The 23,879-nt window shown below is 66.5% G+C and carries 25 protein-coding genes; 12 read left to right on the forward strand and 13 right to left on the reverse strand.

The window, feature by feature from the left end; genetic code table 11:
* The first annotated feature begins 7 nt into the window (after positions 1-7).
* Complete coding sequence (gene ilvD / locus GRX03_RS00455; RefSeq protein ID WP_159762243.1) at positions 8-1,744, forward strand: dihydroxy-acid dehydratase; 1,737 nt, start codon at positions 8-10, stop codon at positions 1,742-1,744.
* A gap of 51 nt (positions 1,745-1,795) precedes the next feature.
* Here ilvD and GRX03_RS00460 read toward each other — a convergent pair whose 3' ends face one another.
* Positions 1,796-2,713, reverse strand: a complete 918-nt coding sequence (locus tag GRX03_RS00460; RefSeq protein WP_159762244.1) for a GNAT family N-acetyltransferase — start codon at positions 2,711-2,713, stop codon at positions 1,796-1,798.
* Positions 2,714-2,847: 134 nt separating this feature from the next.
* Between GRX03_RS00460 and GRX03_RS00465 the strand changes: the two genes are divergently transcribed.
* Complete coding sequence (locus tag GRX03_RS00465) at positions 2,848-4,587, forward strand: sensor histidine kinase (RefSeq protein WP_159762245.1); 1,740 nt, start codon at positions 2,848-2,850, stop codon at positions 4,585-4,587.
* On the opposite strand, the gene GRX03_RS00470 is transcribed toward GRX03_RS00465, so the two are convergent.
* On the reverse strand, positions 4,588-5,160 hold the full coding sequence (locus GRX03_RS00470; RefSeq protein WP_159762246.1) for a cysteine hydrolase family protein: 573 nt from the start codon (positions 5,158-5,160) through the stop codon (positions 4,588-4,590). It abuts the gene before it with no gap.
* An 86-nt stretch (positions 5,161-5,246) separates the two neighbouring features.
* On the opposite strand from GRX03_RS00470, the gene GRX03_RS00475 reads away from it, so the two are divergent.
* Positions 5,247-6,554 carry an Hvo_1808 family surface protein gene (locus GRX03_RS00475; RefSeq protein ID WP_159762247.1) on the forward strand — a complete coding sequence of 436 codons (1,308 nt, stop codon included), beginning with the start codon at positions 5,247-5,249 and terminating at the stop codon, positions 6,552-6,554.
* Between the two features lie 48 nt (positions 6,555-6,602).
* On the forward strand, positions 6,603-7,748 hold the full coding sequence (locus tag GRX03_RS00480) for a nicotinate phosphoribosyltransferase (RefSeq protein ID WP_159762248.1): 1,146 nt from the start codon (positions 6,603-6,605) through the stop codon (positions 7,746-7,748).
* On the opposite strand, the gene GRX03_RS00485 is transcribed toward GRX03_RS00480, so the two are convergent.
* Positions 7,749-8,351, reverse strand: coding sequence for a rubrerythrin family protein (locus GRX03_RS00485; protein WP_159762249.1), 603 nt, complete (start codon positions 8,349-8,351; stop codon positions 7,749-7,751).
* Between the two features lie 152 nt (positions 8,352-8,503).
* Between GRX03_RS00485 and GRX03_RS00490 the strand changes: the two genes are divergently transcribed.
* From GRX03_RS00490 to GRX03_RS00510, 5 genes are all read left to right on the forward strand, one after another.
* The gene (locus tag GRX03_RS00490) at positions 8,504-8,710 is read left to right on the forward strand and encodes a cold-shock protein (protein WP_159762250.1); all 207 of its coding nucleotides are present in this window, start codon (positions 8,504-8,506) and stop codon (positions 8,708-8,710) included.
* Between the two features lie 134 nt (positions 8,711-8,844).
* Positions 8,845-11,526, forward strand: coding sequence for a PAS domain-containing protein (locus GRX03_RS00495; protein ID WP_159762251.1), 2,682 nt, complete (start codon positions 8,845-8,847; stop codon positions 11,524-11,526).
* Positions 11,527-11,590: 64 nt separating this feature from the next.
* The gene (locus GRX03_RS00500; RefSeq protein ID WP_159762252.1) at positions 11,591-11,836 is read left to right on the forward strand and encodes a glutathione S-transferase N-terminal domain-containing protein; all 246 of its coding nucleotides are present in this window, start codon (positions 11,591-11,593) and stop codon (positions 11,834-11,836) included.
* Between the two features lie 67 nt (positions 11,837-11,903).
* Complete coding sequence (gene engB, locus GRX03_RS00505; RefSeq protein WP_159762253.1) at positions 11,904-12,521, forward strand: GTP-binding protein EngB; 618 nt, start codon at positions 11,904-11,906, stop codon at positions 12,519-12,521.
* A gap of 51 nt (positions 12,522-12,572) precedes the next feature.
* Positions 12,573-13,436, forward strand: coding sequence for an ATP-grasp domain-containing protein (locus GRX03_RS00510; protein ID WP_159762254.1), 864 nt, complete (start codon positions 12,573-12,575; stop codon positions 13,434-13,436).
* A 106-nt stretch (positions 13,437-13,542) separates the two neighbouring features.
* Here GRX03_RS00510 and yciH read toward each other — a convergent pair whose 3' ends face one another.
* The 5 genes from yciH to GRX03_RS00535 all read right to left on the reverse strand — a co-directional run bounded on the left by yciH (position 13,543) and on the right by GRX03_RS00535 (position 17,768).
* Positions 13,543-13,836: a stress response translation initiation inhibitor YciH gene (gene yciH / locus GRX03_RS00515; protein WP_159762255.1), complete on the reverse strand. Its 294-nt coding sequence runs from the start codon at positions 13,834-13,836 to the stop codon at positions 13,543-13,545.
* Between the two features lie 75 nt (positions 13,837-13,911).
* The gene (locus GRX03_RS00520) at positions 13,912-14,598 is read right to left on the reverse strand and encodes a DUF420 domain-containing protein (protein WP_159762256.1); all 687 of its coding nucleotides are present in this window, start codon (positions 14,596-14,598) and stop codon (positions 13,912-13,914) included.
* An 82-nt stretch (positions 14,599-14,680) separates the two neighbouring features.
* On the reverse strand, positions 14,681-16,015 hold the full coding sequence (locus tag GRX03_RS00525; protein ID WP_159762257.1) for a M20/M25/M40 family metallo-hydrolase: 1,335 nt from the start codon (positions 16,013-16,015) through the stop codon (positions 14,681-14,683).
* A 113-nt stretch (positions 16,016-16,128) separates the two neighbouring features.
* Positions 16,129-17,082 carry a DUF5787 family protein gene (locus GRX03_RS00530; RefSeq protein ID WP_368277882.1) on the reverse strand — a complete coding sequence of 318 codons (954 nt, stop codon included), beginning with the start codon at positions 17,080-17,082 and terminating at the stop codon, positions 16,129-16,131.
* Positions 17,083-17,123: 41 nt separating this feature from the next.
* Positions 17,124-17,768: a hypothetical protein gene (locus GRX03_RS00535; protein WP_159762259.1), complete on the reverse strand. Its 645-nt coding sequence runs from the start codon at positions 17,766-17,768 to the stop codon at positions 17,124-17,126.
* 97 nt (positions 17,769-17,865) lie between these two features.
* Between GRX03_RS00535 and GRX03_RS00540 the strand changes: the two genes are divergently transcribed.
* On the forward strand, positions 17,866-19,068 hold the full coding sequence (locus GRX03_RS00540) for an iron-containing alcohol dehydrogenase family protein (protein WP_159762260.1): 1,203 nt from the start codon (positions 17,866-17,868) through the stop codon (positions 19,066-19,068).
* A 2-nt stretch (positions 19,069-19,070) separates the two neighbouring features.
* The gene (locus GRX03_RS00545) at positions 19,071-20,165 is read left to right on the forward strand and encodes a pyridoxal-phosphate dependent enzyme (protein ID WP_159762261.1); all 1,095 of its coding nucleotides are present in this window, start codon (positions 19,071-19,073) and stop codon (positions 20,163-20,165) included.
* Here the strand turns inward: GRX03_RS00545 and GRX03_RS00550 are convergent, their stop codons facing one another.
* From GRX03_RS00550 to GRX03_RS00565, 4 genes are all read right to left on the reverse strand, one after another.
* The gene (locus tag GRX03_RS00550; protein WP_368277883.1) at positions 20,166-20,594 is read right to left on the reverse strand and encodes a DUF7346 family protein; all 429 of its coding nucleotides are present in this window, start codon (positions 20,592-20,594) and stop codon (positions 20,166-20,168) included.
* On the reverse strand, positions 20,591-21,124 hold the full coding sequence (locus GRX03_RS00555; protein ID WP_159762262.1) for a DUF7322 domain-containing protein: 534 nt from the start codon (positions 21,122-21,124) through the stop codon (positions 20,591-20,593). The genes GRX03_RS00550 and GRX03_RS00555 overlap by 4 nt, the downstream gene beginning before the upstream one ends.
* A 39-nt stretch (positions 21,125-21,163) precedes the next feature.
* Positions 21,164-21,346, reverse strand: a complete 183-nt coding sequence (locus tag GRX03_RS00560) for a DUF7331 family protein (protein ID WP_159762263.1) — start codon at positions 21,344-21,346, stop codon at positions 21,164-21,166.
* Between the two features lie 82 nt (positions 21,347-21,428).
* Positions 21,429-21,818: a hypothetical protein gene (locus GRX03_RS00565; RefSeq protein WP_159762264.1), complete on the reverse strand. Its 390-nt coding sequence runs from the start codon at positions 21,816-21,818 to the stop codon at positions 21,429-21,431.
* A gap of 87 nt (positions 21,819-21,905) precedes the next feature.
* On the opposite strand from GRX03_RS00565, the gene GRX03_RS00570 reads away from it, so the two are divergent.
* On the forward strand, positions 21,906-23,273 hold the full coding sequence (locus GRX03_RS00570; RefSeq protein ID WP_368277884.1) for a YhjD/YihY/BrkB family envelope integrity protein: 1,368 nt from the start codon (positions 21,906-21,908) through the stop codon (positions 23,271-23,273).
* Here GRX03_RS00570 and GRX03_RS00575 read toward each other — a convergent pair.
* Complete coding sequence (locus GRX03_RS00575) at positions 23,270-23,863, reverse strand: beta-class carbonic anhydrase (RefSeq protein ID WP_159762265.1); 594 nt, start codon at positions 23,861-23,863, stop codon at positions 23,270-23,272. The two genes, GRX03_RS00570 and GRX03_RS00575, sit on opposite strands and share 4 nt — an antisense overlap.
* Positions 23,864-23,879: the final 16 nt, after the last annotated feature.

Genomic DNA, 23,879 nt, shown 5'->3' on the forward strand with positions numbered 1-23,879 from the left:
AGGAACTATGAGCAGCGACGAGGAGCCATCCGAGGAGTTCCGCTACGAGAAGGATCCGGACCTGCCGAGCAACGAGGTGACACAGGGGGCCGACAAGGCCCCGCACCGCGCGATGTTCCGGGCGATGGGCTACGACGACGAGGACCTCTCCGCGCCGATGATCGGCATCGCCAACCCGGCCGCGGACATCACCCCCTGTAACGTCCACCTCGACGACGTGGCAGACGCCGCCTACGAGGGCGTCGACGACGCCGGCGGGATGCCAATCGAGTTCGGGACGATCACCATCTCCGACGCGATTTCGATGGGAACGGAGGGGATGCGCGCCTCGCTGATCTCCCGGGAGATCATCGCCGACTCGGTCGAACTCGTCGCCTTCGGCGAGCGGATGGACGGACTGGTCACCATCGGCGGCTGTGACAAGAACATGCCGGGGATGATGATGGCCTCGATCCGCGCGGATCTGCCGAGTGTCTTCCTCTACGGCGGGTCGATCATGCCCGGCGAACACGACGGCCGCGAGATCACGATCCAGAACGTCTTCGAGGGGGTCGGAGCCGTCGCCGACGGCGACATGTCCCCGGAAGAACTCGACGAGATGGAGCGCAACGCCTGCCCGGGTGCCGGCTCCTGTGGCGGCATGTTCACCGCCAACACGATGGCCTCCATCTCGGAGGCGCTCGGCTTCTCGCCGCTCGGCAGCGCCTCGCCCCCGGCGGAGGACGAGGCCCGCTACGCGGAGGCTCGCCGCGCGGGCGAACTCGCAATCGAGGCCATCGAAGCCCAGCGCAAACCCTCCGATTTCCTCTCCCGGGAGTCCTTCGAGAACGCCATCGCCCTGCAGGTCGCCGTCGGCGGATCGACAAACGCCGTGTTGCACCTGCTCGCGCTGGCCGCGGAGGCGGGGGTCGACCTCGACATCGAGACGTTCAACGAGATCAGCGCGCGCACGCCCAAAATCGCCAACCTCCAGCCCGGCGGCGAGCGCGTGATGAACGACCTCCACGAGGTCGGCGGCGTGCCGGTCGTCCTGCGGGAACTGCTCGACGCCGACCTGCTACACGGCGACGCGCTGACGGTGACCGGCGACACCATCGCCGAGGCGGTCGAACGGATCGACCCGCCGGCAATCGAGGATCTTGACGCGGACTTCCTGCACACGGTCGAGGACCCGATCCACGAACGCGGCGCGATCCGTATTCTCACGGGCAATCTCGCGCCCGACGGCGCGGTCATCAAGATCACCGGCGAGGACCACCTCCGCCACGAGGGCCCGGTCCGGGTCTTCGAGCGCGAGGAGGACGCCATGGAGTACGTCCAGGAGGGTAACGTCGAGTCCGGCGACGTGATCTGCATCCGAAACGAGGGGCCGCGGGGCGGCCCCGGGATGCGGGAGATGCTCGGAGTCACCTCTGCCGTCGCGGGCCAGGGTCACGCCGAGGACGTTGCGCTGTTCACCGACGGCCGCTTCTCGGGTGCGACCCGCGGCTTCTCCATCGGCCACGTCGCGCCGGAAGCCTACGTCGGCGGTCCGATCGCCGCGCTGGAAGACGGCGATACCGTCACCATCGATATCGACGAACTGGAGCTGTCGGTCGACCTCTCCGACGAGGAAATCGAGAATCGTCTCGACGACTACGACACGGAGCCGGCGTACGACAACGGCGTGCTGGCGAAGTACGTCCGGGACTTCGGGTCGGCGGCAAACGGTGCGGTGACGAATCCGGGCGCGCAGTGGGACTGACCGAGAGCCAGCGGTTCGGCTCGGACTGACTCTTTTCGAGGCACCAGCGATTCACTCGACGGTCGCCGCGAGCACGAAATCCGGGTGGTCCGCAATCTCGACGTGGTGAGCGGCCCCGTCGGAGACGTACCGCGCCGTCTCGGGGATCAGCACCCGCGTCGTCTCGGCGCCTCGCTCGGCGGCGTCGGCGGCGATCGCGTCGAGCAGTCGGCCGGCCGCCTCGGTGTCGGCCCACGCTCCGAGGCCGTACTCCGCAAGCCGCTGGGTGCCGTCGTCGGTCTCCTGGTCCTCGACGCGGGTGAGATAAGACAGCGCTCGCGTCCCGTTCTCCCCGCCGACGGTCAGCAGGCGGTCGTCGTCGGCGGCCTCGGCGAGTATCGACGGCGTCAGTTCTCGCAGCGCCCACGACTCCACGGGATCGAGCGCCAGCCCGCGGAGGTGGTCCCGCGCGCCGCTCGCCGTCCAGTACGTCCAGGCGGCGTCGGGGCTACCGCGGTAGCTGTCGAGGTCGTCGACGGCGGCGCCGTCCGGTTCGGGATGGAGCCACCGGAACTCCGTCGTCGGCTCGTAGCCCAGCGCGCGGGACTGGCCGAGTCCGGCCTGATTCCAGGAGAAGACCATGTTCCGGACCACAGTTGCGCCGCGGTCGCGCGCCCACGCGAACAGTCGGTCGTTGATCGCCCGGCCGATCCCCTCGCCGCGAAAGTCCGGGTTGACGCGCATTCCCTGTGCCCAGCCCTCTCGCGAGGACAGCAACACGACCTGTGCGATCCCGGCGATCTGGTCGCCCGCGTCGGCGACGATCGTCTGTCTCCGGTCGCCGCCGATCCACTCGTGATAGACGTCGGGCAGGTAATCCGAGACCTCGACATCGAGATCGGACCAGGTCTGTTCGGTGAACGCGACGACCCCCTCGTAATCGTCCTCGGTCGCCGGACGGTACTCGATCTCCGCTGTCGAACGCGACATACCGGCGGTACGGTCGGGCGAGACTTGAAACCGACTTTCCCCCAGCGTTTCTGGTAATCCGAACGGAAAGACAGGACGAGAGATATTTTCGGCCAGTACCGATTTATAATATAATCATCTAACGGACTAATCGGATGTGGGAACCGACGACTGAGTTTGCCGTTCTCCAACTGTTCTTGCTCGGCGGCCTGTGTGTCTCTGCTGGATTTCTCGGCTACTGTCTACAGCACCGGGAGAAACGCGGCGTCACCTCCCTCGTCGTGCTGTTCACCGGAGTCGGCATCTGGATCCTCTCGGAGTTGATCCAGATCCAACTCCGGGGTGCCCCGTACGCAGGATTCGGGATGGCCGTCCGGATTCTCGGCATCGAGGTGACCGTCGTCGGTATGCTGTTTCTGGGTCTCGAATACACGGGTCGTGAGCGGTATCTCGACTGGCGACTCGCCGCGCTGTGTTCGGTCGTCCCGATCATCGAAGTGGCGCTGGCGCTGTTCCCGTCACGGGCGGTCCTGTTCGAGACGCGGCTCAACGACGCCGTCCCGTGGGGGTACGAACTGATCCAGACGCCGCTGTTTCTCGCTCACACGGCCTACTCCTACCTGTTCATCTTCGTCAGCCTCGGTCTGCTCGCCGCGATGATGCTCCGGGCGAACACCGGCTACCGCAGACAGCTCGCCGCGGTCTTCGTCGCCATCCTCTTTCCGACCGCCGTCAACGTCGCCTTTCATTTCGGTCTCTCGCCGTTCGATCTCACGCCGGTGAGTTTCGTCGGCACGGCCGCAGTGTTGATGTTCGCGACCTTTCGCCTCCGTCTGCTCGATACCATCCCCGTAGCGCGACAGACGGTACTCGAGGAGATGGAGGACATGGTGGTCGTCCTCGACGAAGACAACGACATCATCACCACAAACAGCGCGGCACGCCGGCAGTTCGGCCTCGACTCCTCGCCGGCCGGCCAGTCCGCGAGCGAACTGTTCGGCCCCGAGGCGGTCGATCAGATCATCTCGGAGGACGACCAGCAACTCGATCTCACGGTCGACGGCGAGACGCGCGTAATCAACGTCAGCAGTTCGCCGATCACGGACTACCGCGACAATCTCCTCGCGCGTGTCGTCGTCTGCCGGGATATCACCGAACAGCGCGAGCAGGAACGACGGCTCCGCCGACGCGAGGAGGAACTCGAACTGCTCAAAGACCTCCAGAGCCGGTTTCTGCGCCACAACCTGCGCAACGAACTGAACGTCGTCCGGGCCAACGCAGAACTGCTCGCAGACATGGACGACCCCCAGCAGCGCGCCCGCTACGAGACCATCGTCGAAAAAACCGACCGGATTCTCGACTGGAGCGCCAAAGCGCGGCTCATCGAACAACTGATCGAGACCGATAACCGGATCACCTGTGATCTCTCCGAGCAGATCGACTCCCTGCTCGCGGATCTTCGCGATGCCTATCCGGAGGTGAGCTTCGAGTTCGAGACCGACCGCCCCGCAACGGTGGCTGCGGCCCCGCAGATCAGCCACGCGCTCCGAAACGTCCTCGACAACGCCGCTCGATACAACACCGCCACAGAGCCTCGGGTCCGGATCAGTATCGACCGGGACGGTGACGGGATCTGTCTTCAGATCGCGGACAACGGCCCCGGTATCGACCGCCACGAGATCGAAGCCCTGCGGGACGAGCGGGAGACCCAACTCCGCCACGGCACCGGCCTCGGCCTGTGGCTGGTCTACTGGGTGATGGACAAATCCGACGGCGACCTCTCCTTCGAGGTCGACGACGGCACGACCGTGATCCTCACCTTCGAGCCTGCAGAGCGAGAAGCGCCGCCTGCCGCCGACAAACAGCCGCTGACCGCCGACGGCGGCGAACAGTGATCACTCGAACGCGACCGAATCCAGCGTCGTCACCTCACCGAACAGCCAGTCGGCGTGATCGAGCGCGTACTCCCGGTCGTCCTCCTCGATGAAGCCGATTGCGTCCTCGACGAGCACCGGCCGGTAATCGCGCAGGCCGGCGCTGCCCGCGGTGTGCAACACGCAGACGTTGGCGAGCGTGCCGCCGAAGACGAGGTTGTCGATGTTGTGCGCGGAGAGGTACCCCTCCAGTTCCGTCTCGTGGAAGGCGTCGTAGGTGTGTTTGACGACGATGTGGTCCTCCTCGCGCACGTCGAGGCCGTCGACGAGTTCCGCCTCCCAGGAGCCCTCGACGACGTGTTCGCCCCAGCGCTCGAACTCGTCGTAGTAGTGGGCGTCCTCGAACTGCTCGGGCGGGTGCACGTCTCGCGTGTAGACGATCTGTGCGCCGGCCTCGCGGGCCCGCTCGACTAGCTCCCCGCAGGGCTCGATTGCCTCCTCGCTACCCGGCGCGTACAGACTCCCGTCGGGGTGACAGAACCCGTTTTGCATGTCGACGATTACCACTGCCGTCCGGTCGGGATCGAAGCTCATACTCGACAGTTCGTGATCGAGGCACATAAAAATCGAAACCGGGCCGAACGCGGTGCTTATTTCCTTCGCGTCCCTCGCTCCGAGTAATGTCCCGCCGCGCTCGCGCGCTGCTCGTCGCCGTTGCGCTCGTGGTCGTCTTCGCTGGCTGCAGTACGATCCTCCCCGGCGGCACCACGGAGCGGACGGTCCCCGACGGCTACGGCGAGGTCGGCGGTATCAGCTACGACGACGACATCAACGTCGACCCCGAAGACGGGCTGAGCGAGGCGGAACTCGAACGCCACGTCAACCGGACGATGGCCCGGATCGAAGCCGTCCGGAAACTCAACTACGACCACCCGGTCGACGTCAGGGTCATCAGCCGCGAGGAGTACCGCAGCCAGCGCGATGCCCGGCATCCGACGAACCCGGCCTGGAACAACCAGATCTGGCGGGCGCTGTTTCTCGTCGGCAACGACCGCGACGCGACCGAGGCCGTCGACGAGGCCTTCGGTGAGGCCGCGCAGGGGTTCTATCGGCCCGGGACGAACGAAATCGTCGTCCTCAGCGACAGCGAGACGACCACGGTCGATCAGCAGACGCTGGTCCACGAACTGACTCACGCGCTGCAGGACCAGCGGTTCGGCCTCGAAGTGGGCCAGTCGACCCGCGACGAACAGGCGGCGTACAACACGCTCATCGAGGGCGAGGCCGACCTCGTCGCCCACCTGTATCTCTCCGAGTGGTGCAAGCAGTGGGACTGCCTCCGCCCCGAGGAGGCCGCCGGAGCGGAGGCCGAGGATCCGCCCGACCTCCCCGAGGAGATCGCACTGGTCGTCGCCCAACCGTACCGCCAGGGGCCGAGCTACGTCCAGGAACTCAAGCAGTCGGGGGGCTGGGAGGCGGTCAACGAGCGCCACAGGAACCCGCCGCGGACGACCGCCCGAATCATCGACGACGACGGTGTCTCGAAGCCGACCGAGATCACCGTCCCCGACCGGTCGACGGCCGAGTGGAACCGGTTCGACCAGGAGCCGACCGGTGACACGCTCGGGGCCGCGTCGCTGTACGCCATGCTGGCGGCAAACGGCGTCGCCGACAACGAGGACCCGCGGAGCTACGCCCACCCGGCCGTCGAGGGATGGACCGGCGACCGGATCGTGCCGTACCGAAACGGTGGGGAGTACGGCTACGTCTGGGAACTCGCCTGGGAGTCACCAGCGGAGGCCGAGGAGTTCGCCGACGCTTTCCGGCGGGTTCTGGACAGAAACGGCGGCCTGGCCCGCGGCACGAACGACTTCGTGATCGAGGCGGGAGCGTTCGAGGGGGCCTATCGGCTGACCGTCGACGGCAACCGCGTCCGGATCGTCGGCGGCCCCGACAGAGCGGCCCTCGATCAGATCCACGCCCGCTGACGGTACCGTGTCCCAATCTTTTCCACGATACCTGCCGAACGGTTCGGTATGACGAGTTTCGATATGCTCTCGCCGGAGACGATTGCGGCGGGGGATGCCACCGACGCCTACTTCGACCGCACCGTCGAGGCGCTGGAACACGCCGGCAACAACCCCCACGTCGTCGCGGAGGTGACCGCCTCGCAGTTTCCCAGCGGCGACTGGAACCTCTTCGCCGGGATCGAGGACGCCGCCCATCTGCTCGCGGGCCGTGCCGTCGACGTCGACGCTCTCAGGGAAGGACGGCTGTTCGACGGCGGCCCGGTGATGCGAATCGAGGGGCCGTATCTCGAATTCTGTCGGCTCGAAACCGCCCTGCTCGGCTTTCTCTCCCATCCGACCGGGATGGCGACCGCGGGTCTGGAAACCCGCGTCGCCGGCCCCGACTCGCTGGTGTTGAGTTTCGGGAGCAGACACATCCATCCCGCCCTCGCGCCGATGCTCGAACGCGCCGCGCTCGTCGCGGGCCTGGACGGCATCTCGAACGTCGCCGGGGCAGAGACCCTCGGCCGAGAGGCCGGCGGGACGATGCCGCACGCGCTTATCATCTCCTTCGGCCGCGGCAACCAGGAGCAGGCCTGGCGGGCCTTCGACGAGGGCGTCGATCCGGACGTTCCCCGGATCGCCCTCTGTGACACCTACTCCGACGAGGTCGAGGAGTCGTTGCGGGCGATTGCGGCCATCGACGACCTCGACAGCGTCCGGATCGACACCACCTCCTCGCGGCGGGGTGACTTCAGACACATCCTCCGGGAACTCCGCTGGAAACTCGACGCCCGCGGCCACGAGGACGTCGGTATCTTCGTCAGCGGCGGGATCGATCCCGAGTCGATCCGCGAACTCCGGGATCTCGTCGACGGCTTCGGCGTCGGCAGTCACATGACCGACGCCGACCCGCTGGATTTCGCCCTGGATATCGTCGAACGCGAGGGCGAACCCGCGGCCAAGCGCGGGAAACTCGACGGCCGAAAACAGGTCTACCGGACGCCCGACGGCGGCCACCACATCGGTCTGGCCGACCGCGACGGCCCGGAGGACGGCGAACCGCTGCTGAAGCCGCTCATCCGCGACGGCGAGATTGTCAGAGAGTTCGACATCGACGAAGCCAGCGAGCGGGCGTTGGAAGACGCCGAAACCGTCGGATTCGGTGGCTGATCAACAGACCGGCTTGGGATTCATCCCCAGCGACTCAAGCGTCTCGAAGTACTCGTCGTAGGCGGCCTCGATCACCGCTGTCGCTCCGTCTTCCGCCTGCTCGTACTCCTCGTCGGAGTCGCAGGCGTCGTCGATAGCGTCCAGCGCGGCCTCCCGGATCGCCTCGTAGTCGTCGCCGAACGAGCGGAACGTGCTCGCGGTCCCTGGCTGTGCCTGACCGGTGAAGTAGCCGCTCGACTGCGTGCTCTTGCGCTCGACGACCAGCGACCAGCCGACGGTCGCGCCGAGACGTTCGATCTCCCCCTCGGCGTCTCCCAGCGCCTCGACGACCGCCGGCGGGTCGCCGGCCTCGTGCTCGCCGAGTTCGTCGACGAGGTCGGCGTACTGTTCGCGCAGGTACTCGGCGGCGTCGGCGAACACCTCCCCTTCCCATCCCTCGAAGGTCTCGATTGCGGTCGCGGCGCTGTCGGCGGCCGCCCGGAGGATGGGGTCGGCGTCCATCTCGCCCTCGGTGTCGGCGTACAGCGACTTCGAGGAGCCGAGTCGGGAGAGTTCGGTCTGTAACTCCTGTTCGAGCGTGTCGAGCAGTTCGGCGCTATCCATATCCGCAGTTTGCCCGCCGGCTGTTTGTAACCATCGGGATTGGTGCCCACCGCCGGCTGAGTCCCGGCTCGCGGACAGATGTCTCCGTGTCGCCCCGTGGTACCGCGACCCTCGGAAGGGTTATCCCCGGTGGCGGCCAACGTTTGGGTGTAATGGCACACGGTAAGGTTGATTTCTTCAACGACACAGGCGGTTACGGTTTCATCTCGACTGACGACGGCGACCTCGACGAAGACGAAGATGTCTTCTTCCACATGGAGGATGTCGGCGGTGAGGATCTGACGGAAGGGACCGAAGTCGAATTCGACATCGAGTCCTCCCCGAAAGGCCCACGCGCAGCGAACGTCGTTCGACAGTAACGAACTCGTCGCTTCCAGCGACTCCGATTTCTCAATTTCTCAGCCACCGCCAGCGGCGGTGTCGATCACAGCCGTCTCGTGGCGGTCCTTGACACACCCATACGATTATTATAACAGGCTATTCAACGGCCTGTATGCCAGTCTCTCGTTCCGTCACGGTCCTGCACGTGGACGACGACTCCAATTTCGGCGATCTCGTTCAGACTGTCCTGACGCGAGAACGGGAGACCTTCGAGGTTCTCACGAAGACCGACCCGGAACAGGTGCTTCCCTGCCTCGACGCGACCGCGGTCGACTGCGTCGTCAGCGATTACGACCTGCCGGGGATGAACGGGCTCGAACTGCTCGAAGTCGTCCGGACGGAGTACCCGGACCTCCCGTTCATTCTCTTTACCGGTAAGGGGACGGAGGAAGTTGCCAGCCGAGCGATCTCCGCCGGGGTGACGGATTACCTCCAGAAGCAGGGCGGTACGGACCAGTTTACCGTCCTCGCGAACCGTATCGAGAACGCGGTCGAATCGAACAGACACCGGCAGGAAGTCACCGAGACGAACCGCCAGTTCGAGGCCGTCCTGGAGACGATGTCGGCGGTGGTCTTTCTCAAAGACGAGCAGGGACAGTACCTGCTCGCCAACGACGCCTTCCGGGATCTGTTCGCTCTCGACGACGACGTCGACATCACGAACATCACCGACGAGGACCTGTTTCCGCCGGCGCAGATCGAGAAATATCAGGCCGACGACCGCGAGGTGTTCGAAACCGGCAGCGTGGTCGAGACCGTCGAGGAGGTCCCGACCGACGACGGGGTCCAGATCAACCTGACGCGGAAGTCGCCGGTCTACGACGAAAGCGGCGAGGTCACTGCTATCTGTGGAGTCACGACCGACATCACCGAACAGAAACGCCGCGAGGAGACGATTCGAACGCTCAAGGAGCGCTTCGAGCTCGCCGTCGAGGGCGCACATCTCGGCGTGTGGGACTGGGATCTCACGACAGACGCCGTGGAGTTCAACGAGCAGTGGGCGGAGATGCTCGGCTACTCCCTCGACGACATCGACCCGACCCTCGACGCGTGGGAGCGACGCGTCCACCCCGACGACCTCCCGGCCGTCGAGGAGGCCCTGGAGGCGCACAAAAACGGAGCGACCGAATACTACGACACCGAACACCGGATGCGAACGGCCAGCGGCGACTGGAAGTGGATCCGCGACGTGGGCCAGATTTTCGAGCGCGACGACGACGGAACGCCGCTGCGGGCGGTCGGCATTCACATCGACATCGACGACCGCAAACGGGCGGAACGGGCGCTCAGAGAGGAGCGAGATCTGTTCACGAGCGGCCCCGTGGTCGTGTTCAGATGGGAGCAGACGGCGCGGTTGCCGGTGAACTACGTCTCCTCGAACGTCACTGATGTCTTGGGATACGACGCCGAAGCATTTCTCTCCGGGCGGTTGCGGTTCGCAGACATCGTCCACGAGGAGGACCGGGGCCGCGTTCTCCGACACCAGCACGACGGCCAGACGGGGTCGTTCACGCGGGATCCCTACCGCGTCAGGACGAAATCGGGCGGCGTTCGATGGGTGCTGAGCCAGACGGTCGAACTAGACGGTGACGGAACCGCCGAGCGGATTGGGTACCTCATCGACGTCACCGAGCGACAGCGTACCGAACAGCAACTCGACGAGTACGCCAGCACGTTCGACCAACTGCAGGAGACGACCGGTGATCTCCTCCGCGCGACGACACCCGAGGAGGTGGCGGAAGTCGCCGTCGACAGCCTCGAAACGGTCTTCGAGTTCGATGTCGCCTGTCTCTGGCTGGCGGACGAACACCGGCAACTCGAACCGGTCGCACAGACGACCCGCGGGGACGACCTGATCGGGCAGGTTCCGACCTACTCCGCCGACACCGAGTCGCTCTCTTGGGCGGCCTACGACGAGCAGACGATCCGGAAAATCGACGACACGCACGCCCACGAGCGCCGCCACAACCCCGATACTTCCATCAGAAGCGAACTCATCGTTCCGCTGGGGGAGTTCGGCGTCCTGAACATCGGATCGAGGACCACCGGAGCATTCTCCGACCGAGATGTTACCCGCGTCGACCTCTGGGCGGACACGATCCAGTCCGCGCTGGCCAGGGTTGACCAACTCCAGCAACTCAAGCGCCGGGAGGCGGAACTCCAGGCGGAGCGTGACCGTCTCGACGAGTTCGCCAGTTTCGTCTCTCACGACCTCCGGAACCCGCTGAGCATCGCCTCTCTCCGTCTCGAACTGGCGATGGAAGAGTGCAACAGCGATCATCTCCGGGACGCACAACAGGCCCTCGACCGGATGGACGGGTTCATCGAAGACCTACTGACGCTCGCGAAGCAGGGCGATACCATCGGGGAGACGGAACCGATCGACCTCCAGCATCTCGTCTCCCGCTGCTGGAGCGGTATCGAGTCGGACGCGGCCGACATCGAAATCAGGGACGCGGTGGTCCTCGAAGCCGACCGTAACCGACTCACGAGCCTGATCGAGAACCTGCTCACGAACGCGGTCACCCACGGCCCCGACGGCGTTCGGATCACCGTCGGGGCGCTTCCGGAGGAAGCCGGTTTCTACGTCGCCGATGACGGTGAGGGGATTCCGGAAGCGGACAGCAAACAGGTGTTCGAGAGCGGGTACTCGACAGATGCGGACGGCACCGGCATCGGGCTGGCTATCGTCGAGCAGATTGCGGACGCACACGGCTGGGACGTTCGCCTGACGGCGAGTGAGACCGGAGGTGCGCGCTTCGAGATCACGGGCGTCGAACTCGTCGACGAGTGAGGCGGTCGTGCGCGAGCCCGACAGTACCGTCCGATACTTGTGGCTGGCTCCCCTACTGCTGGTGATGGCAAATCTCGAACTCTACGAACTCGAAGGCTGTCCGTACTGCGCGAAAGTAATCGACAAACTCGACGAACTGGGTCTCGAATACGAGTCGCATATGGTTCCGCGCTCGCACAGCGAGCGTGACGAGGTGAAGGAGGTCAGCGGCCAGACCGGCGTCCCCGTGCTCGTCGACAAGGACAACGGCATCGAGGGGATGCCCGAGAGCGACGACATCGTCGAGTACCTCGAAGAGACCTACGCCTGATTCTCCGCCCCGTTGCGGGGCGTTCCGTTTCGGACGACCTTTCACGACGCCCGGCGTAGCGACGGCTATGTTCGAGACACGACCGGACCGGGACAGCGAAATCGTGCTGGCCGGCCGTTCCAACGTCGGGAAATCGACGCTGATGCGGGAGATCACCGGTCACACCTTCGACACCGGACAGCGACCGGGCGTGACCCGCGCGCCGAACCACTACGACTGGGCACCCGAGAGTTTCGTCCTCACCGATCTCCCCGGCTTCGGATTCATGGAGGGGGTTCCCGAGGACGTTCAGGAGGAGATCCGGACGGACATCGTCCGGTACGTCGAGGAGTACGCCGACCAGATCCTCGTCGGCGTGATCGTTCTCGACGGCAAGGCCGCAATCGACATCATCGACCGCCACACCGGGCCGGACTCGATTCCGCACACCGTCGAACTGTATCACTTCTTCCGGGACGTGGGCATCCCGCCGGTGCTCGCGGTCAACAAGATGGACAAGGTCGACGACAGAGACGAGCGACTGAACGAGATTGCCGACCGGTTCGGACTCCTCCCGCCGTGGCAGCAGTACGACGAGACGATTGCGCCGATCAGCGCCAAACGAGGCAGCGTCCAGCCGCTGTACGACGCGATCCGAACCCATCTGCACGACGCCGAGCGTGACGACCTGTTCAAGTTCTTTTGATCCGGCGTGGCTCGCGTGTGATTTTTTTGACTCGACCGCGAACGGCCTGCGATGGCACCAGCGGAGCCACGGGTGGGAATCGTCACGGGTGAGGCTGCACCGGAGTTGACCGAAGACGGCCAGGCGTTGCTCGCGGCGCTGCAGGAGATGGGTGTCGACGCTGTCCCGGTACAGTGGACGGCCGACCACGGGTGGAGCGAGTACGAGGCGCTTCTCGTGCGGTCGTGTTGGGGGTACCCCGACCAGATCGAGCGGTTCCGGGAGTGGATCGAGACTGTCGCCGACGCGGACGTGCGGGTGTTCAATCCCGTCGATTGCCTCCGATGGAACCATCACAAGTTCTACATGCGGGATCTCGCTCGCCGCGGCGTCGCCGTAATCGAGACGGCGTTTCTCGACCGGACGGCCGACCGTACTCCGGCGGCGGTCGCGGCCGACCGCGGCTGGTCACAAGCGGTCCGGAAGCCGGCAGTCGGAACGAGTTCGGAGGAGGTGAGCCGATTCAGTCCCAGCGATCCGCCGACAGAGCCTCTCGACGGTGACGTTCTCGTCCAGCGGTTCGCGCCGGAAATCGCCGATGGCGAGCGCTCGCTGGTCTTCATCGCGGGGGAGTTCAGCCACAGCTGGCTCTCGATTCCCGATGCCGACGATTTCCGCAGTCACAACCAGTTCGGCGGTCGGACGAAACCGTTCGACCCGCCGGCCGGGATCCTCGACGACGCGCGGGACGTACTCACTGCCGCGGCGGACGAACTCGACAGAAGCAGCGACGACCTGCTGTACGCCCGTGTCGACGGGGTCGACCGCGACGGTCGGCTGTTGTTACTCGAACTCGAACTGATCGAACCGTATCTCGGACTGCAGCGCGGCGACGCAGTTGAGCGGTTCGCGTCGGCTCTCACAGAGAGACTCTGAACTGCCCGCTGTCAGGCGGTGATCGATCGCCGGAGGCGAGGCTGTCGAGAACTGCGGTCCGCACAACACGGTGGCATCAGTGCACGACGGCCACGGAAAATGCTAGTTAGGCAACGTTGAACCCTTTGTCTTGGAGGAAATCCTCGACCCGGCCCAGGTGGTTGCCCTGGAGTTCGATCTGGTCGTCGTCGACGGTCCCCCCGCACGCGAACTTCGATTTCAGGTCCGACGACAGACTGTCCATATCGACGTCGTTGGGGTCGAAACCTTCGATGATCGTTACCTCTTTCCCGTAACGGCGCTCGTCGATGCGGATGTTGATCTCCTGGGAGTCTTTGGCCACGTCCTCGCAGACGCAAAGCTCCTCGGGCAGCCCGCACGTCGAGCAGACTTCCGACATTACAGTTCGGCTGTACGAAACGGATATATTAAACACTGTCGGGTAGGAGCGTCGACGGCTCAAATCCGCGATCTCTCAGGACCGCCCCTCTCGCAGTCCCCTCAGCCACGTTCGGAGCCACCGCCCGAACTGCTTTCCGGGCACGGCCAACAGCAGGAGCAGTTCGCCCCGTGGCTCGCGGGGTCGGGCACCGTAGACGTGGTTGAGCATGAGATAGGTGATGATCCCGAGCGCGAGACTGAGAATCCACGCCCCGCCGGCGATCCGTCCGACCAGTTCCTTACGGGTGTCTTTCAGTTCCGCGAAACTGTGGGTCAGCCCCAGCACGACCGCGTAGATCACCACGGGCACGGAGACGACCGACAGCACGATGTGGACCGCGAGCATCACCAGGTATGCGCCGTAAACCAGCGAGGGCGCGCCGACGATTTCGCGCTCGAAGCCGCCGCCGACCTTCGTCAGGTAGACGGCCAGAAACAGCAAGATCAGCGAAAACGCCGTCAGCATCGCGGCGCGGTGTTTCCGGTACTGTCCGTTCTTGACGAAGTACACGCCGGCGAGCAAGGCGACGAGTGCGAGCGTGTTGATGATCGCGATCAGGTGTGCCGCCAGCCGGACCCCCTCAGCCGAGAGACTCGGATAGAAGTCGAAGACACCGGCGAACGTGCCGATGACGAAGACGTAGCCGATCACCGACAGCACGGCGGTCACGGCGAGCGGGCGGGCCTTGACACCATCGCGGATCTCGGTTGCGACGGCCATATCAGAAGGAGGGGCTGCGGAATAAACTGTCTTTGGATACGACCGCCGTCACTCCGCGGCCCCGTCGGAGGCGCTGGCGCCGTTACTCCCCGGTGCCGTCGTAGGCGGTGATCGCCTCGTAGACGCGATCCGCGCCCCAGGAGACCGTCTCGGCGGGGATGCGCTCGTCGCCGCTGTGGACCAGATCGAGGAAGGGCAGATCGCCCAACTGCATCGGCGTGAAGCCGTAGCTCTGTACGTCGACTGCCGCGAGGTGGCGGCCGTCGGTCGCGCCGGCCATCAACAGCGGAATCGCGACGGCGCCGGTCTCGGATTCGAGAATCTCCGCTAACTCGTCGAAGTAGCTCAGATCCGCCGCCGGGGGGCCGGAGTCAAAGCGGATGATCTCGTACTCGGGTTCCATCCCGGTCAGTTCGGTCAGTTCTTCGATCACGTCCTCCGGCTTCTCGCCGGGGACGAGCCGACAGTCCAGCGAGACCGTCACCGCCTCGGGGACGACGTTCTGTTTGTCGCCGCCGTGGACCTTGGTGACGTTGGCGGTGTTGTGCAGGATTGCGTCGAACATCCGGGCCTCCTCGCCCATCTCGTCGAGAATCTCGTCCGTCCGCTCGGGGTCGAGCAGTCCCCGGAACTGCTCGGCGCGGTCGCCGTCGAGTTCCTCGGCGATGGACTCGATCATCTGCTCGGCGCTGGGGGTGATGTTCACGGGCAGTCGGTTCCCGTCGACGGCCTCGACGTAGCGGGCCATCTTCCCCATCGCGGTGTCCGGCGTCGGGAACGAGGCGTGACCGCTGTTGCCCCGGAAGGTGGCTTCGAGCCAGCAGACCTGTTTCTCGTTGGTCTGGATCGGGTAGGTCTCCGCGCCGGCGACGTCGAACTCGAAGCCGCCGAACTCCCCGAGCGCGTACTCCACGTCCTCGAACAGGTCGGGGTGTTCCTCGACCAGCCAGCCGAGGCCGTCGTCGCCGCCGGCCTCCTCGTCGGAGACGATCAACACCAGCACGTCTCCGGCCGGGGTCGTGTCCGCGGCCGCGAGCCGACAGGCGGCCGCGAGGTACATCGCCACCCCGCCTTTCATGTCGAGCGTCCCGCGCCCCCAGATGTAGCCGTCCGCTCGGGTCCCGCTGAACGGATCGTGGGTCCACTCCTGGTTGGTCGTCGGAACCACGTCGACGTGACCGTACAGCATCAGCGGCGCGGCGTCGCCGCCCGGAATCCGGGCCAGCAGGTTCGGCCGGTCCGGGTCGCGGGCGTAGGTCTCCGTCTCGATTCCGTACGCCGACAGGAGGTCGTCGATCCACTCGATACACTCGCGTTCGTCGCCCGGCGGATTGACCGTCTCGAAGCGGACGAGATCGGCCAACAGTTCGGCGGGCTCTTCGTGGCGGTCCGTCGTGACCGCCGGTTCGGGTGTCATGCCCGACCCGTGGGCCGGCGGGCACATAGATGTCCGGGTCTCGGACGCGGGGGTCCCGGCCGACGGCGTCGCTGGCCGACGACACTCGGTTGTCGAGGCCCGGCCCTCTCCGGCTACCGAAACCGATCCAGCCCGCTCTGTCGGCGCTGTCGCCCCTCCGGCTCCGGCTCCCACGGCGACCGCGTCGAGCGGATCTCGTCGAGATCGATCTCGGGTGGCTCGGCCGGCTCGAACCCCTCGCAGTCCTCGCCGCAGGTCCGTGCCGCGTCGACGACGCCACCCTTCCACGGGCAGATTGGCAGACCGTCCTCGTCCGGTTCGATCCGGCTGCACGGCGGCAGATCGTAGCTCCGCCAGCCCTTGCCGTAGGCCCGCTCGGCGACGCGGCGGCGCTGGCGCTCGATCTCTTCCGGGGTGACGACCGCGATATCCGTCCGCGCGCTCCGCCGGTCGAGCAGTTCCACCCCCGGCTCCCCGACCGGTAGCTGCTCGGGTTCGCGGATCACCTCGCGCTCGCCGCTGTCGGGATCGAACCGCCAGATCCCGACCGGGTCCGGAATTCGGTTCTCGTGTGCCCCCGTGACGTAGGATTCGGTCGCGAGGACGACCTGGTCGAGCAGGGCGAGTTTCACGTCCGTGAGCAACTGCCGTTCGAGCGCGCCGGGCGACCCAAGGTCGGGCTTGTTCTCGATGCCGAGCAGACGGCCGTACCAGTCGGGATAGCGGGTCGTCTGCCGGACGTACGTCTGTCCGCCGCGTCGTTCGCGCTCGAAAAACCCGCAGTCGACGGCCGCCGCACAGACCTCCTCGGCGCGTTCGGGGTGGCCGTCGTAGACCTCCGGCCAGGGGCGGGCGGTCCCCGGACCGACCGCGCTCTCGATGGCCGCCGGCGGGATCGTCTCCTCCGTGATCGCGGCTCGCTCGTCGAACTCGGGGCCGGGTTCGACCGCGACGATGTCCATCACCCGCGCCCCGTGACAGGAGGTGCCGAGCTGGCGGCTCAGTACCTCCGCACGCTGGCGTTCGAGGTGGGCACACAGCGATAGCTCGAAGCCGAACTCCTGCACGCGGCCACGTAGCGGCCGCGCCCGCAAAACCGCTTCGCGACTCAGCCGGTCGTCACGTTCACGACGATGTCCTGCCCCTCGCCGTTGGCCGCTGCGGACTCGTCAGCGACGCCGGCGACCTCGTGTGTCCCCGGTTCGACGGCCTCACCGTCGACTTCGATGTCGATGCTCGTGTTGGGGTTGTCCTCGCTGTAGGTCGTCCCGTCGTAGGTCAGTTCCGTCCCGTCGTCGTTGACTTCGACCCCGAGCGTGCCGAGCGCGTACTGGAGGGTCACGCCCCGGGCGTGTTTGTGCCAGACGGCGGCGCCGTACTCCTGTTGCTCGTTGCCGTGGAAGTGAAAGGCTCCGTCGGCCCCGGCGAACTCGGCGCTGGTCAGGTCGAGCCGTTGCCCGTCGATGGTGATCTCCATCGTCCCGTGTTCGTGGACCGCGCCCTGATCGGTCGGCCCCTCGCCCGAGCCGCCGACGATGAGATAGCCGGTCAGCCCGACCGCCAGGAGCATGACGACGCTCAGCCCCGCCAGGCCGATCGTGGCGTTGCTCGGCCCGGAGTCCGACCCGCCCCGCATCGAAGCGACCCGCCGCTGGTCGATCCGGGTCAGCTCCCCCTCGTGTTCCTCGGCCAGGTGGCGGAGATAGGCGTCCTCGTCGCTGAAACTGTCCGCACAGTAGTCGCACTCGGGCATCGTACAGTCGTTCCCGCTCTGGTCAATAATAGCTGTCGCCTGGCCCGGATACCGCGGCCGACACCAGTATTATCTTCCGCCCGCGACAGATACGGCCATGGACGAACGAGCCTACCGGTTCGAGTACGACCCCGGAACCATCAGACAGGGCCGCGGCTGTGTCGAGGCGCTGAGCGACGAACTCGCCGGCCTCGGCTGTGAGCGCGCGATGGTCGTCTGCGGACAGACCGTCGGATCGACCGAGGCGGTCATGGGTCCGATCACCGACGGTCTCGGAGACCGACTCGCGGGGATTTTCGACGAGACGACACCGAAGAAGCGACTCTCGACGGTCTTCGACGGCGCACGGCGAGCGGCGGACCTCGACGCCGACGCCCTCGTCGCCGTGGGCGGCGGCAGTAGCCTCGACGTGGCCAAGGGGATCAGCGCCGTCGCCGCCTCGGAATCCGGCACCGAGGCCATTGCCGACCAGTTCGAGGCGGGCGGTCTCCTCCCGGTGCCCGACGCCGACCTGCTACCGATGGCCGTCGTCCCGACGACGCTCGCCGGAGCGGACCTGTCGATCATGGGCGGGATCACCGCCCACCCCGCCGAGGGACTGGTCGACGAGCCGGTCGGCGGCGGCATCATGGATCCGCGGCTGATGCCCGCCGTGGCCTGTTACGATCCCGACCTGCTGGAGACGACTCCCCGGGACATTCTCGCGGCGTCGGCCATGAACGGCTTCGACAAGGGGATCGAATCGCTGTACGCCGCCAACGCGACGCCGGTGACCGACGCCGCCGCGGTCCGCGGGCTCTCGCTTCTGTCCGAGGCGCTGCCGACGCTGTCGGACGAGCCGGAATCGTGGGCGAGTTCCGACATCTTGGAGGGAATCGTCCTCGTCCAGTACGGCATCTCACGGCCGGGCGGTACGACGCTGTCGCTGATTCACGCCTTCGGTCACGGACTGACCGCCCACAGCAGCGTCCAGCAGGGCGCGGCCCACGCGATGGTCGCACCGCACGCCCTGGCGTATCTCTTCGAGCACAGCGACGGCCGCCGCGACCTGCTCGCCCGTGCCTTCGATGTCGACGCCGACGGCCGCGACGACCTGGCCGCCGGCATCGTCGAGGAGGTGGTGACCGTCCGCGACGCGCTGGCGCTCCCGGCCCAACTGCGCGAAATCGACGATCTGGACCGCGACGACCTCGAGGCCGTCGCCCAGACGACGATAGACGACTCGCTGATGGGCAACTGTCCGCCCGACCTCGACGCGACCACCGAAGACTTACTCGCGGTGCTCGAATCCGCGTGGTGAGCATGAGCGCCGAGACCACCTACGTCTGCCCGTCCTGCGGGTCCCGCTTCGAACCGGCCGCCGATCGGTGGCGGTGTGACTGCGGCCACCCGCTCAGGTTCGCCGACCCGCCGGCTCCCGAGGCCGACTCTCCGCCCGCACCCGACCGCGACCGGGGGCTGTGGGCCTTCGAGGAGTTGCTCGCGGTCGACCGGCGGGTCACCCTCGGCGAGGGGTGGACGCCGCTGGTCGACGCCCCCGAGCGCGCCGTCGAGTACAAACTCGACTGGCTCTTTCCGACCGGGAGCTTCAAGGACCGCGGCGCGGCGACGACCATCTCGCACGCGCTGGAACTCGGCGTCGACCGCGTCGTCGAGGACTCCTCGGGCAACGCCGGCGCGGCCATCGCCACCTACGCCGCCCGCGCCGGCATCGACGCCGAGATATTCGTGCCCGCGGACGCCAAACCCGGCAAACTCCGGGCCATCGAACGGACGGGCGCGACCGTCAGACGGATCGAGGGCGACCGGGCCGCCGTCACCGAGGCGTGCATCGACGCCGTCGAGGGGGGCGATCCGGCGTGGTACGCCAGCCACGCGTGGAACCCGGCCTTCTTCGAGGGGACGGCGACGGTCGCGTACGAACTCGCCGCACAGCGAGGCTGGACCGCCCCGGATGCAGTCGTGACGCCGCTGGGTCACGGCACGCTGTTTCTCGGCGCGTATCGCGGGTTCGCCCGACTGCACGAGGCGGGCTGGATCGACGGCCTCCCGCGGCTCTACGGCGTCCAGGCCGCCGGCGTCGCGCCGATCGTCGAGAGCCGCCACGGCGAGGCGGCCGCGGCCGGCGAGAACAGCCTCGCAGACGGGATCCAGATCACCGACCCGGTCCAGCGGTCGGCGATCACCGAGGCGGTCGACCGCAGCGGCGGCGACGTGCTCGCGGTCGACGCCGAGACGACCGAAGCGGAGTACGACCGCCTGCACAGACAGGGGTTGTACACCGAACCGACCTGTGCGGTCGCGCCGGCGGCGATGGACTCCCTCCGCGAGCGCGGCGCAGTCGCCCCGGACGAGGATGTCGTCGTGGCGCTGACCGGGAGCGGTCTGAAAACGTAACTACTCGGTGAGCCGTGCGAGCGCGTCGGCGGCCGTCTCGGTGGCGGTGTAGCCGCGCTCGCCGGCGACCGTGGTCTCCTCGATCAGCCCCGCGGCCTGCAACTCCGCCAGCAGTCCGTGGAGGTCGCTCTCGCAGAACTCGTATGCCGAGAGCAACTGCCGGACGCCCATCGGGCCCTCGGTGTCGAGTTCGAGCAACACTGCGAGGGCGCGGTCGTCGTGGACGGCCGACAGCAGCGTCCGAACCTCCTCGGGAACCGGCGCGAGGATCGCATCGAGCGCCGACGCGTCTTCGAGGCCGGTGAGTCGGTCGTTCGGGACGTGTTCGCGCTCGCCGGTCTCGACGTTGCGGACCAGACTCGACTCGCTGGAGCGTTTCAACAGCAGATACCGCGTCCCGGAGTCGTCTTCGACGGGACGGCGGCTCACGACTCACCACCTCGGCCGCGTTCGGCCGGGCCGTCACCGCCCGTCGGGGCGGGGCCGACCGACTCGCTCGCCCGGTCCGGATGCTCCGTCGCCGGGGTCGACTCGTCCGGGTCGTCTGTCTGTCCGGTCGGCTCGAACTCCTCGGACTCGATGCGGGCCTTGCTGGTCCGGTACCGGTAGGCCCCGTACGCGACGAGCACGCCGCCGAACGCGAGCAGTTCCGTCCCGAGCGTCGGCCTGTCTCCGAGCGTGAGAAACAGCGCGCCGAGCGTGAGGCTGATCAGCGAGAACTTGACGACCAGTACCAGCCGCCAGAACAGTCGACGGAGTTCCGGGTCGACGTCGTCGTAGCTGACGTCGCTGAGATCCTCCGGCTCGGGCGGTTCGGGGACCGACGGCGACGTATCGAACGTCCCTTCCTGGTACGGCGCGGACGGATCGTCCGGATCGAGTTGCTCCTCGCCGTACTCCGTCTCGGACTCCTCGGGCTCGAAGAACTCGTCCGGATCGCCGTCGAAAGGGTCGCTCACGGCCACCAGTAGTGTGCCGAACAAAAAATCCGTTCTGATTTACCGCATCTCCCCGATTTCGAACGCGCGGTCGGACTGGAGCCACGCGAGCGGTCGCTCGGTGTCGTACAACACCACCCCCTCCGCCGTCTCGTAAGTCCCGGTCGCGTCGAGCGTCCCGTCCGAAGACGACTGTCTCTCGGTCGCCGATGCCCCCGCCACTGGGTCGGTGCGCTCGCTCATGCTACGTACTGTGGCATGGCATACCGTGACATATACTTTCGGGCCGTGGCAGATTTGACATCTCGGTCTGCCGTACCGCTACTCACGCACCGCCGAGCAGTCGCCAGAGCGCGTCGGCGACGAGCAGGTACAGCGGTCTGAGGAAGTAGTTGACCATCCCGACCAGCCCGACGAATCCGCCGAGGGCCTGTAGCTCCGCCGGCGGTCCGCCGAGGCCGACCAGCACGACCGGGACACACACCGCGGCACCGAGCCAGCTATCCCGGGCGTACCAGCCGAGGTCGTAGCCGGCGACGGTCGGAAGCGCTCGGAACTGATCGCGCACGGCCCAGAGTCCGGCCGCGAGCGCTGCTAGCCCGACCGCGACCGGGAGGGTCGCGCCGACGCCGGCCAGTCCGGGTCCGATGAGCAGGAAGCTCCCAACGAGCAGGATGTATGTCGCCCGCCGTGAGCGGAGACGCCAGTCGTCCATATCGACACAGTCGTGAGCAGGCCCCTAATCGCTGTCGAACCGTCCGTAGTGACAGAGTATATACTACTCTCGTCCCACACCGATACTGTGAACCACAAACGTGTCACCGCGGATCTGCGCGCGCTCGTTGGTGTTGTACAGACCCGCCAACTCCCGTTTCTGGCCGCCGCGATAGCCTACTACGCGTTTCTCTCGATCGTGCCGCTGTTGATCGTCGGCGTGACAGTGGCGGCGGCGGTCGCCGGTGACGCGATTGCGACCGAGGTGCTGGACTCGCTCAACGAGTTTCTGACGCCGTCGACGGCGGATCTCATCGAGGAGACGCTGGTCGGTGGCTCCGGGCGCGGCGGCGTCACCGCCGTCGGTCTCGCCGTGTTACTCTGGGGTGGATTGCGCGTCTTCCGGGGGCTCGACATCGCCTTCTCGCGGATCTACGGCGAGAAGAGCCCGAAGTCTCTCCCCTACCAGGTCCGTGATGCGCTGCTCGTGTTGCTCGGCATCGGGCTGGCAATCGCCGGGACCGCCGCGTTGGGCGCCGTCGTCTCGCTGGTCGACCTTCCCTTCGCAGAGATCACGAGCACCCTCGGGCTGGTCGTCGTGCTGACTGCGGTGTTTTTTCCGATGTACTACGTCTTCCCGGGACAGGAGATCAGCGCCGGGGACGCACTGCCCGGCGCGGTCGTCGCGGGGCTGGGCTGGACGGTTCTCGGTGCCGGATTCGGGCTGTACGCGGCTAACGCGGGCTCGCTGCAACTGTACGGCGTGCTCGGCGGCGTGTTGCTGTTGCTCATCTGGTTTTACTTCGGCGGGCTGATTATCCTGCTCGGCGCCGCGGTCAACGTCGTCCGCTCCGAGCGCGACGAAGACCGGCAACTACAACAGGGGCCGCTACGAGAGGGCATGCAACGGAGTATGACTGAGGCTGACGGGCCGACTGACGAGGATAGTCCTCGCGGTGACAGTGAGACCGACGACGTGGATCGGACAGCAGCGCCCTCCGCCGGCGCGCCGGGAGACGTCCCCTCCGGCGACGACCCCGGTGACGGCTCGGGTGATCCCGACGGACCGACCGGTCGGCGCGACCCCGACGTGAGCGCTCGTGTCACCCAGGAGGATATCGACGAACTCCGGCGCGAACTTGACCGGATGGAGCGTCGACTCGAAGAGCGCACTGTCGGCCGCGACGAACTCGAAGCCAACCTGAAACGATACGTCCGCAAGCGCTCGCGACGCGGGCACGCGGCCGGGTGGGGGCCGTACCTCGTCCTGCTGTACGGCACCGCCATGACCCTCGGCGCGTTCTACTTCCTCAGCAGCGGCTTCGCGGTGCTCGCGATGCTCATCATCTGGCTGTCGACGCTGGGGCTGTACGCGCTGATGGTCGTCGTCGGGATGACCGTCAAGGGCGCACAGCTACCCGGCCGCCTGCTCGATACGATCAGAAACTTCCGTTAGTGCTGTCGTTCGCTGATCTCCTCGGCGACGCGCTCGCCGGGACGGCGGAGTTCGCCCGATTCGACCTCGTAGACGTAGCCCGTGATCGTCACGGAGTCGGGGATGAGTTCGGACTGGCGGAGATACTCGACCTGTGCGGCGCAGGCTTCGTCGATATCGTCGGTCATCTTGACCCACTCCATCACGTCCGCGTCACCGATGTTCAACTCCGGCAGGGAGGGATCCAGATCCACCTCGTCCAGATCGCCGGCCTCGGCTTCGAGGCCGTCGCGGATCGCCTCGTCGGGCGCGCTCATCATCCCGCAGTCGGTGTGGTTGATGACGATGATCTCCTCCGTGTCGAAGAAGTTCACCGTCAGCGCCGCCGACCGGATCACGTCGTCGGTGACCTTCCCCCCGGCGTTGCGGTAGATCTGTGCGTCCCCGAGTTCGATCCCCAAGGCCTCCTCGACGGGGATGCGCTCGTCCATACAGGCGACGACCAGCAGATTCTCGTTCGTCGGGATCCCCTCGCACCGGCGGCGCGCCCACATGTTGCGTTCGTCGACCGATTCGTCGACCTGCTCGTGTACGTGCTCTGAGTCGGACATCACCCAACTGTTGGGC

The sequence above is a fragment of the Halovenus carboxidivorans genome (assembly GCF_009831575.1).
GTDB lineage: Archaea > Halobacteriota > Halobacteria > Halobacteriales > Haloarculaceae > Halovenus > Halovenus carboxidivorans.

What these genes read in the sequence shown, in the direction of transcription:
- ilvD (WP_159762243.1), top strand. Translation starts at nt 8, where the DNA reads ATGAGCAGCGACGAGGAGCCATCCGAGGAGTTCCGCTACGAGAAGGAT.
- GRX03_RS00460 (WP_159762244.1), bottom strand. Translation starts at nt 2,713, where the DNA reads ATGTCGCGTTCGACAGCGGAGATCGAGTACCGTCCGGCGACCGAGGAC.
- GRX03_RS00465 (WP_159762245.1), top strand. Translation starts at nt 2,848, where the DNA reads ATGTGGGAACCGACGACTGAGTTTGCCGTTCTCCAACTGTTCTTGCTC.
- GRX03_RS00470 (WP_159762246.1), bottom strand. Translation starts at nt 5,160, where the DNA reads ATGAGCTTCGATCCCGACCGGACGGCAGTGGTAATCGTCGACATGCAA.
- GRX03_RS00475 (WP_159762247.1), top strand. Translation starts at nt 5,247, where the DNA reads ATGTCCCGCCGCGCTCGCGCGCTGCTCGTCGCCGTTGCGCTCGTGGTC.
- GRX03_RS00480 (WP_159762248.1), top strand. Translation starts at nt 6,603, where the DNA reads ATGACGAGTTTCGATATGCTCTCGCCGGAGACGATTGCGGCGGGGGAT.
- GRX03_RS00485 (WP_159762249.1), bottom strand. Translation starts at nt 8,351, where the DNA reads ATGGATAGCGCCGAACTGCTCGACACGCTCGAACAGGAGTTACAGACC.
- GRX03_RS00490 (WP_159762250.1), top strand. Translation starts at nt 8,504, where the DNA reads ATGGCACACGGTAAGGTTGATTTCTTCAACGACACAGGCGGTTACGGT.
- GRX03_RS00495 (WP_159762251.1), top strand. Translation starts at nt 8,845, where the DNA reads ATGCCAGTCTCTCGTTCCGTCACGGTCCTGCACGTGGACGACGACTCC.
- GRX03_RS00500 (WP_159762252.1), top strand. Translation starts at nt 11,591, where the DNA reads ATGGCAAATCTCGAACTCTACGAACTCGAAGGCTGTCCGTACTGCGCG.
- engB (WP_159762253.1), top strand. Translation starts at nt 11,904, where the DNA reads ATGTTCGAGACACGACCGGACCGGGACAGCGAAATCGTGCTGGCCGGC.
- GRX03_RS00510 (WP_159762254.1), top strand. Translation starts at nt 12,573, where the DNA reads ATGGCACCAGCGGAGCCACGGGTGGGAATCGTCACGGGTGAGGCTGCA.
- yciH (WP_159762255.1), bottom strand. Translation starts at nt 13,836, where the DNA reads ATGTCGGAAGTCTGCTCGACGTGCGGGCTGCCCGAGGAGCTTTGCGTC.
- GRX03_RS00520 (WP_159762256.1), bottom strand. Translation starts at nt 14,598, where the DNA reads ATGGCCGTCGCAACCGAGATCCGCGATGGTGTCAAGGCCCGCCCGCTC.
- GRX03_RS00525 (WP_159762257.1), bottom strand. Translation starts at nt 16,015, where the DNA reads ATGACACCCGAACCGGCGGTCACGACGGACCGCCACGAAGAGCCCGCC.
- GRX03_RS00535 (WP_159762259.1), bottom strand. Translation starts at nt 17,768, where the DNA reads ATGCCCGAGTGCGACTACTGTGCGGACAGTTTCAGCGACGAGGACGCC.
- GRX03_RS00540 (WP_159762260.1), top strand. Translation starts at nt 17,866, where the DNA reads ATGGACGAACGAGCCTACCGGTTCGAGTACGACCCCGGAACCATCAGA.
- GRX03_RS00545 (WP_159762261.1), top strand. Translation starts at nt 19,071, where the DNA reads ATGAGCGCCGAGACCACCTACGTCTGCCCGTCCTGCGGGTCCCGCTTC.
- GRX03_RS00560 (WP_159762263.1), bottom strand. Translation starts at nt 21,346, where the DNA reads ATGAGCGAGCGCACCGACCCAGTGGCGGGGGCATCGGCGACCGAGAGA.
- GRX03_RS00565 (WP_159762264.1), bottom strand. Translation starts at nt 21,818, where the DNA reads ATGGACGACTGGCGTCTCCGCTCACGGCGGGCGACATACATCCTGCTC.
- GRX03_RS00575 (WP_159762265.1), bottom strand. Translation starts at nt 23,863, where the DNA reads ATGTCCGACTCAGAGCACGTACACGAGCAGGTCGACGAATCGGTCGAC.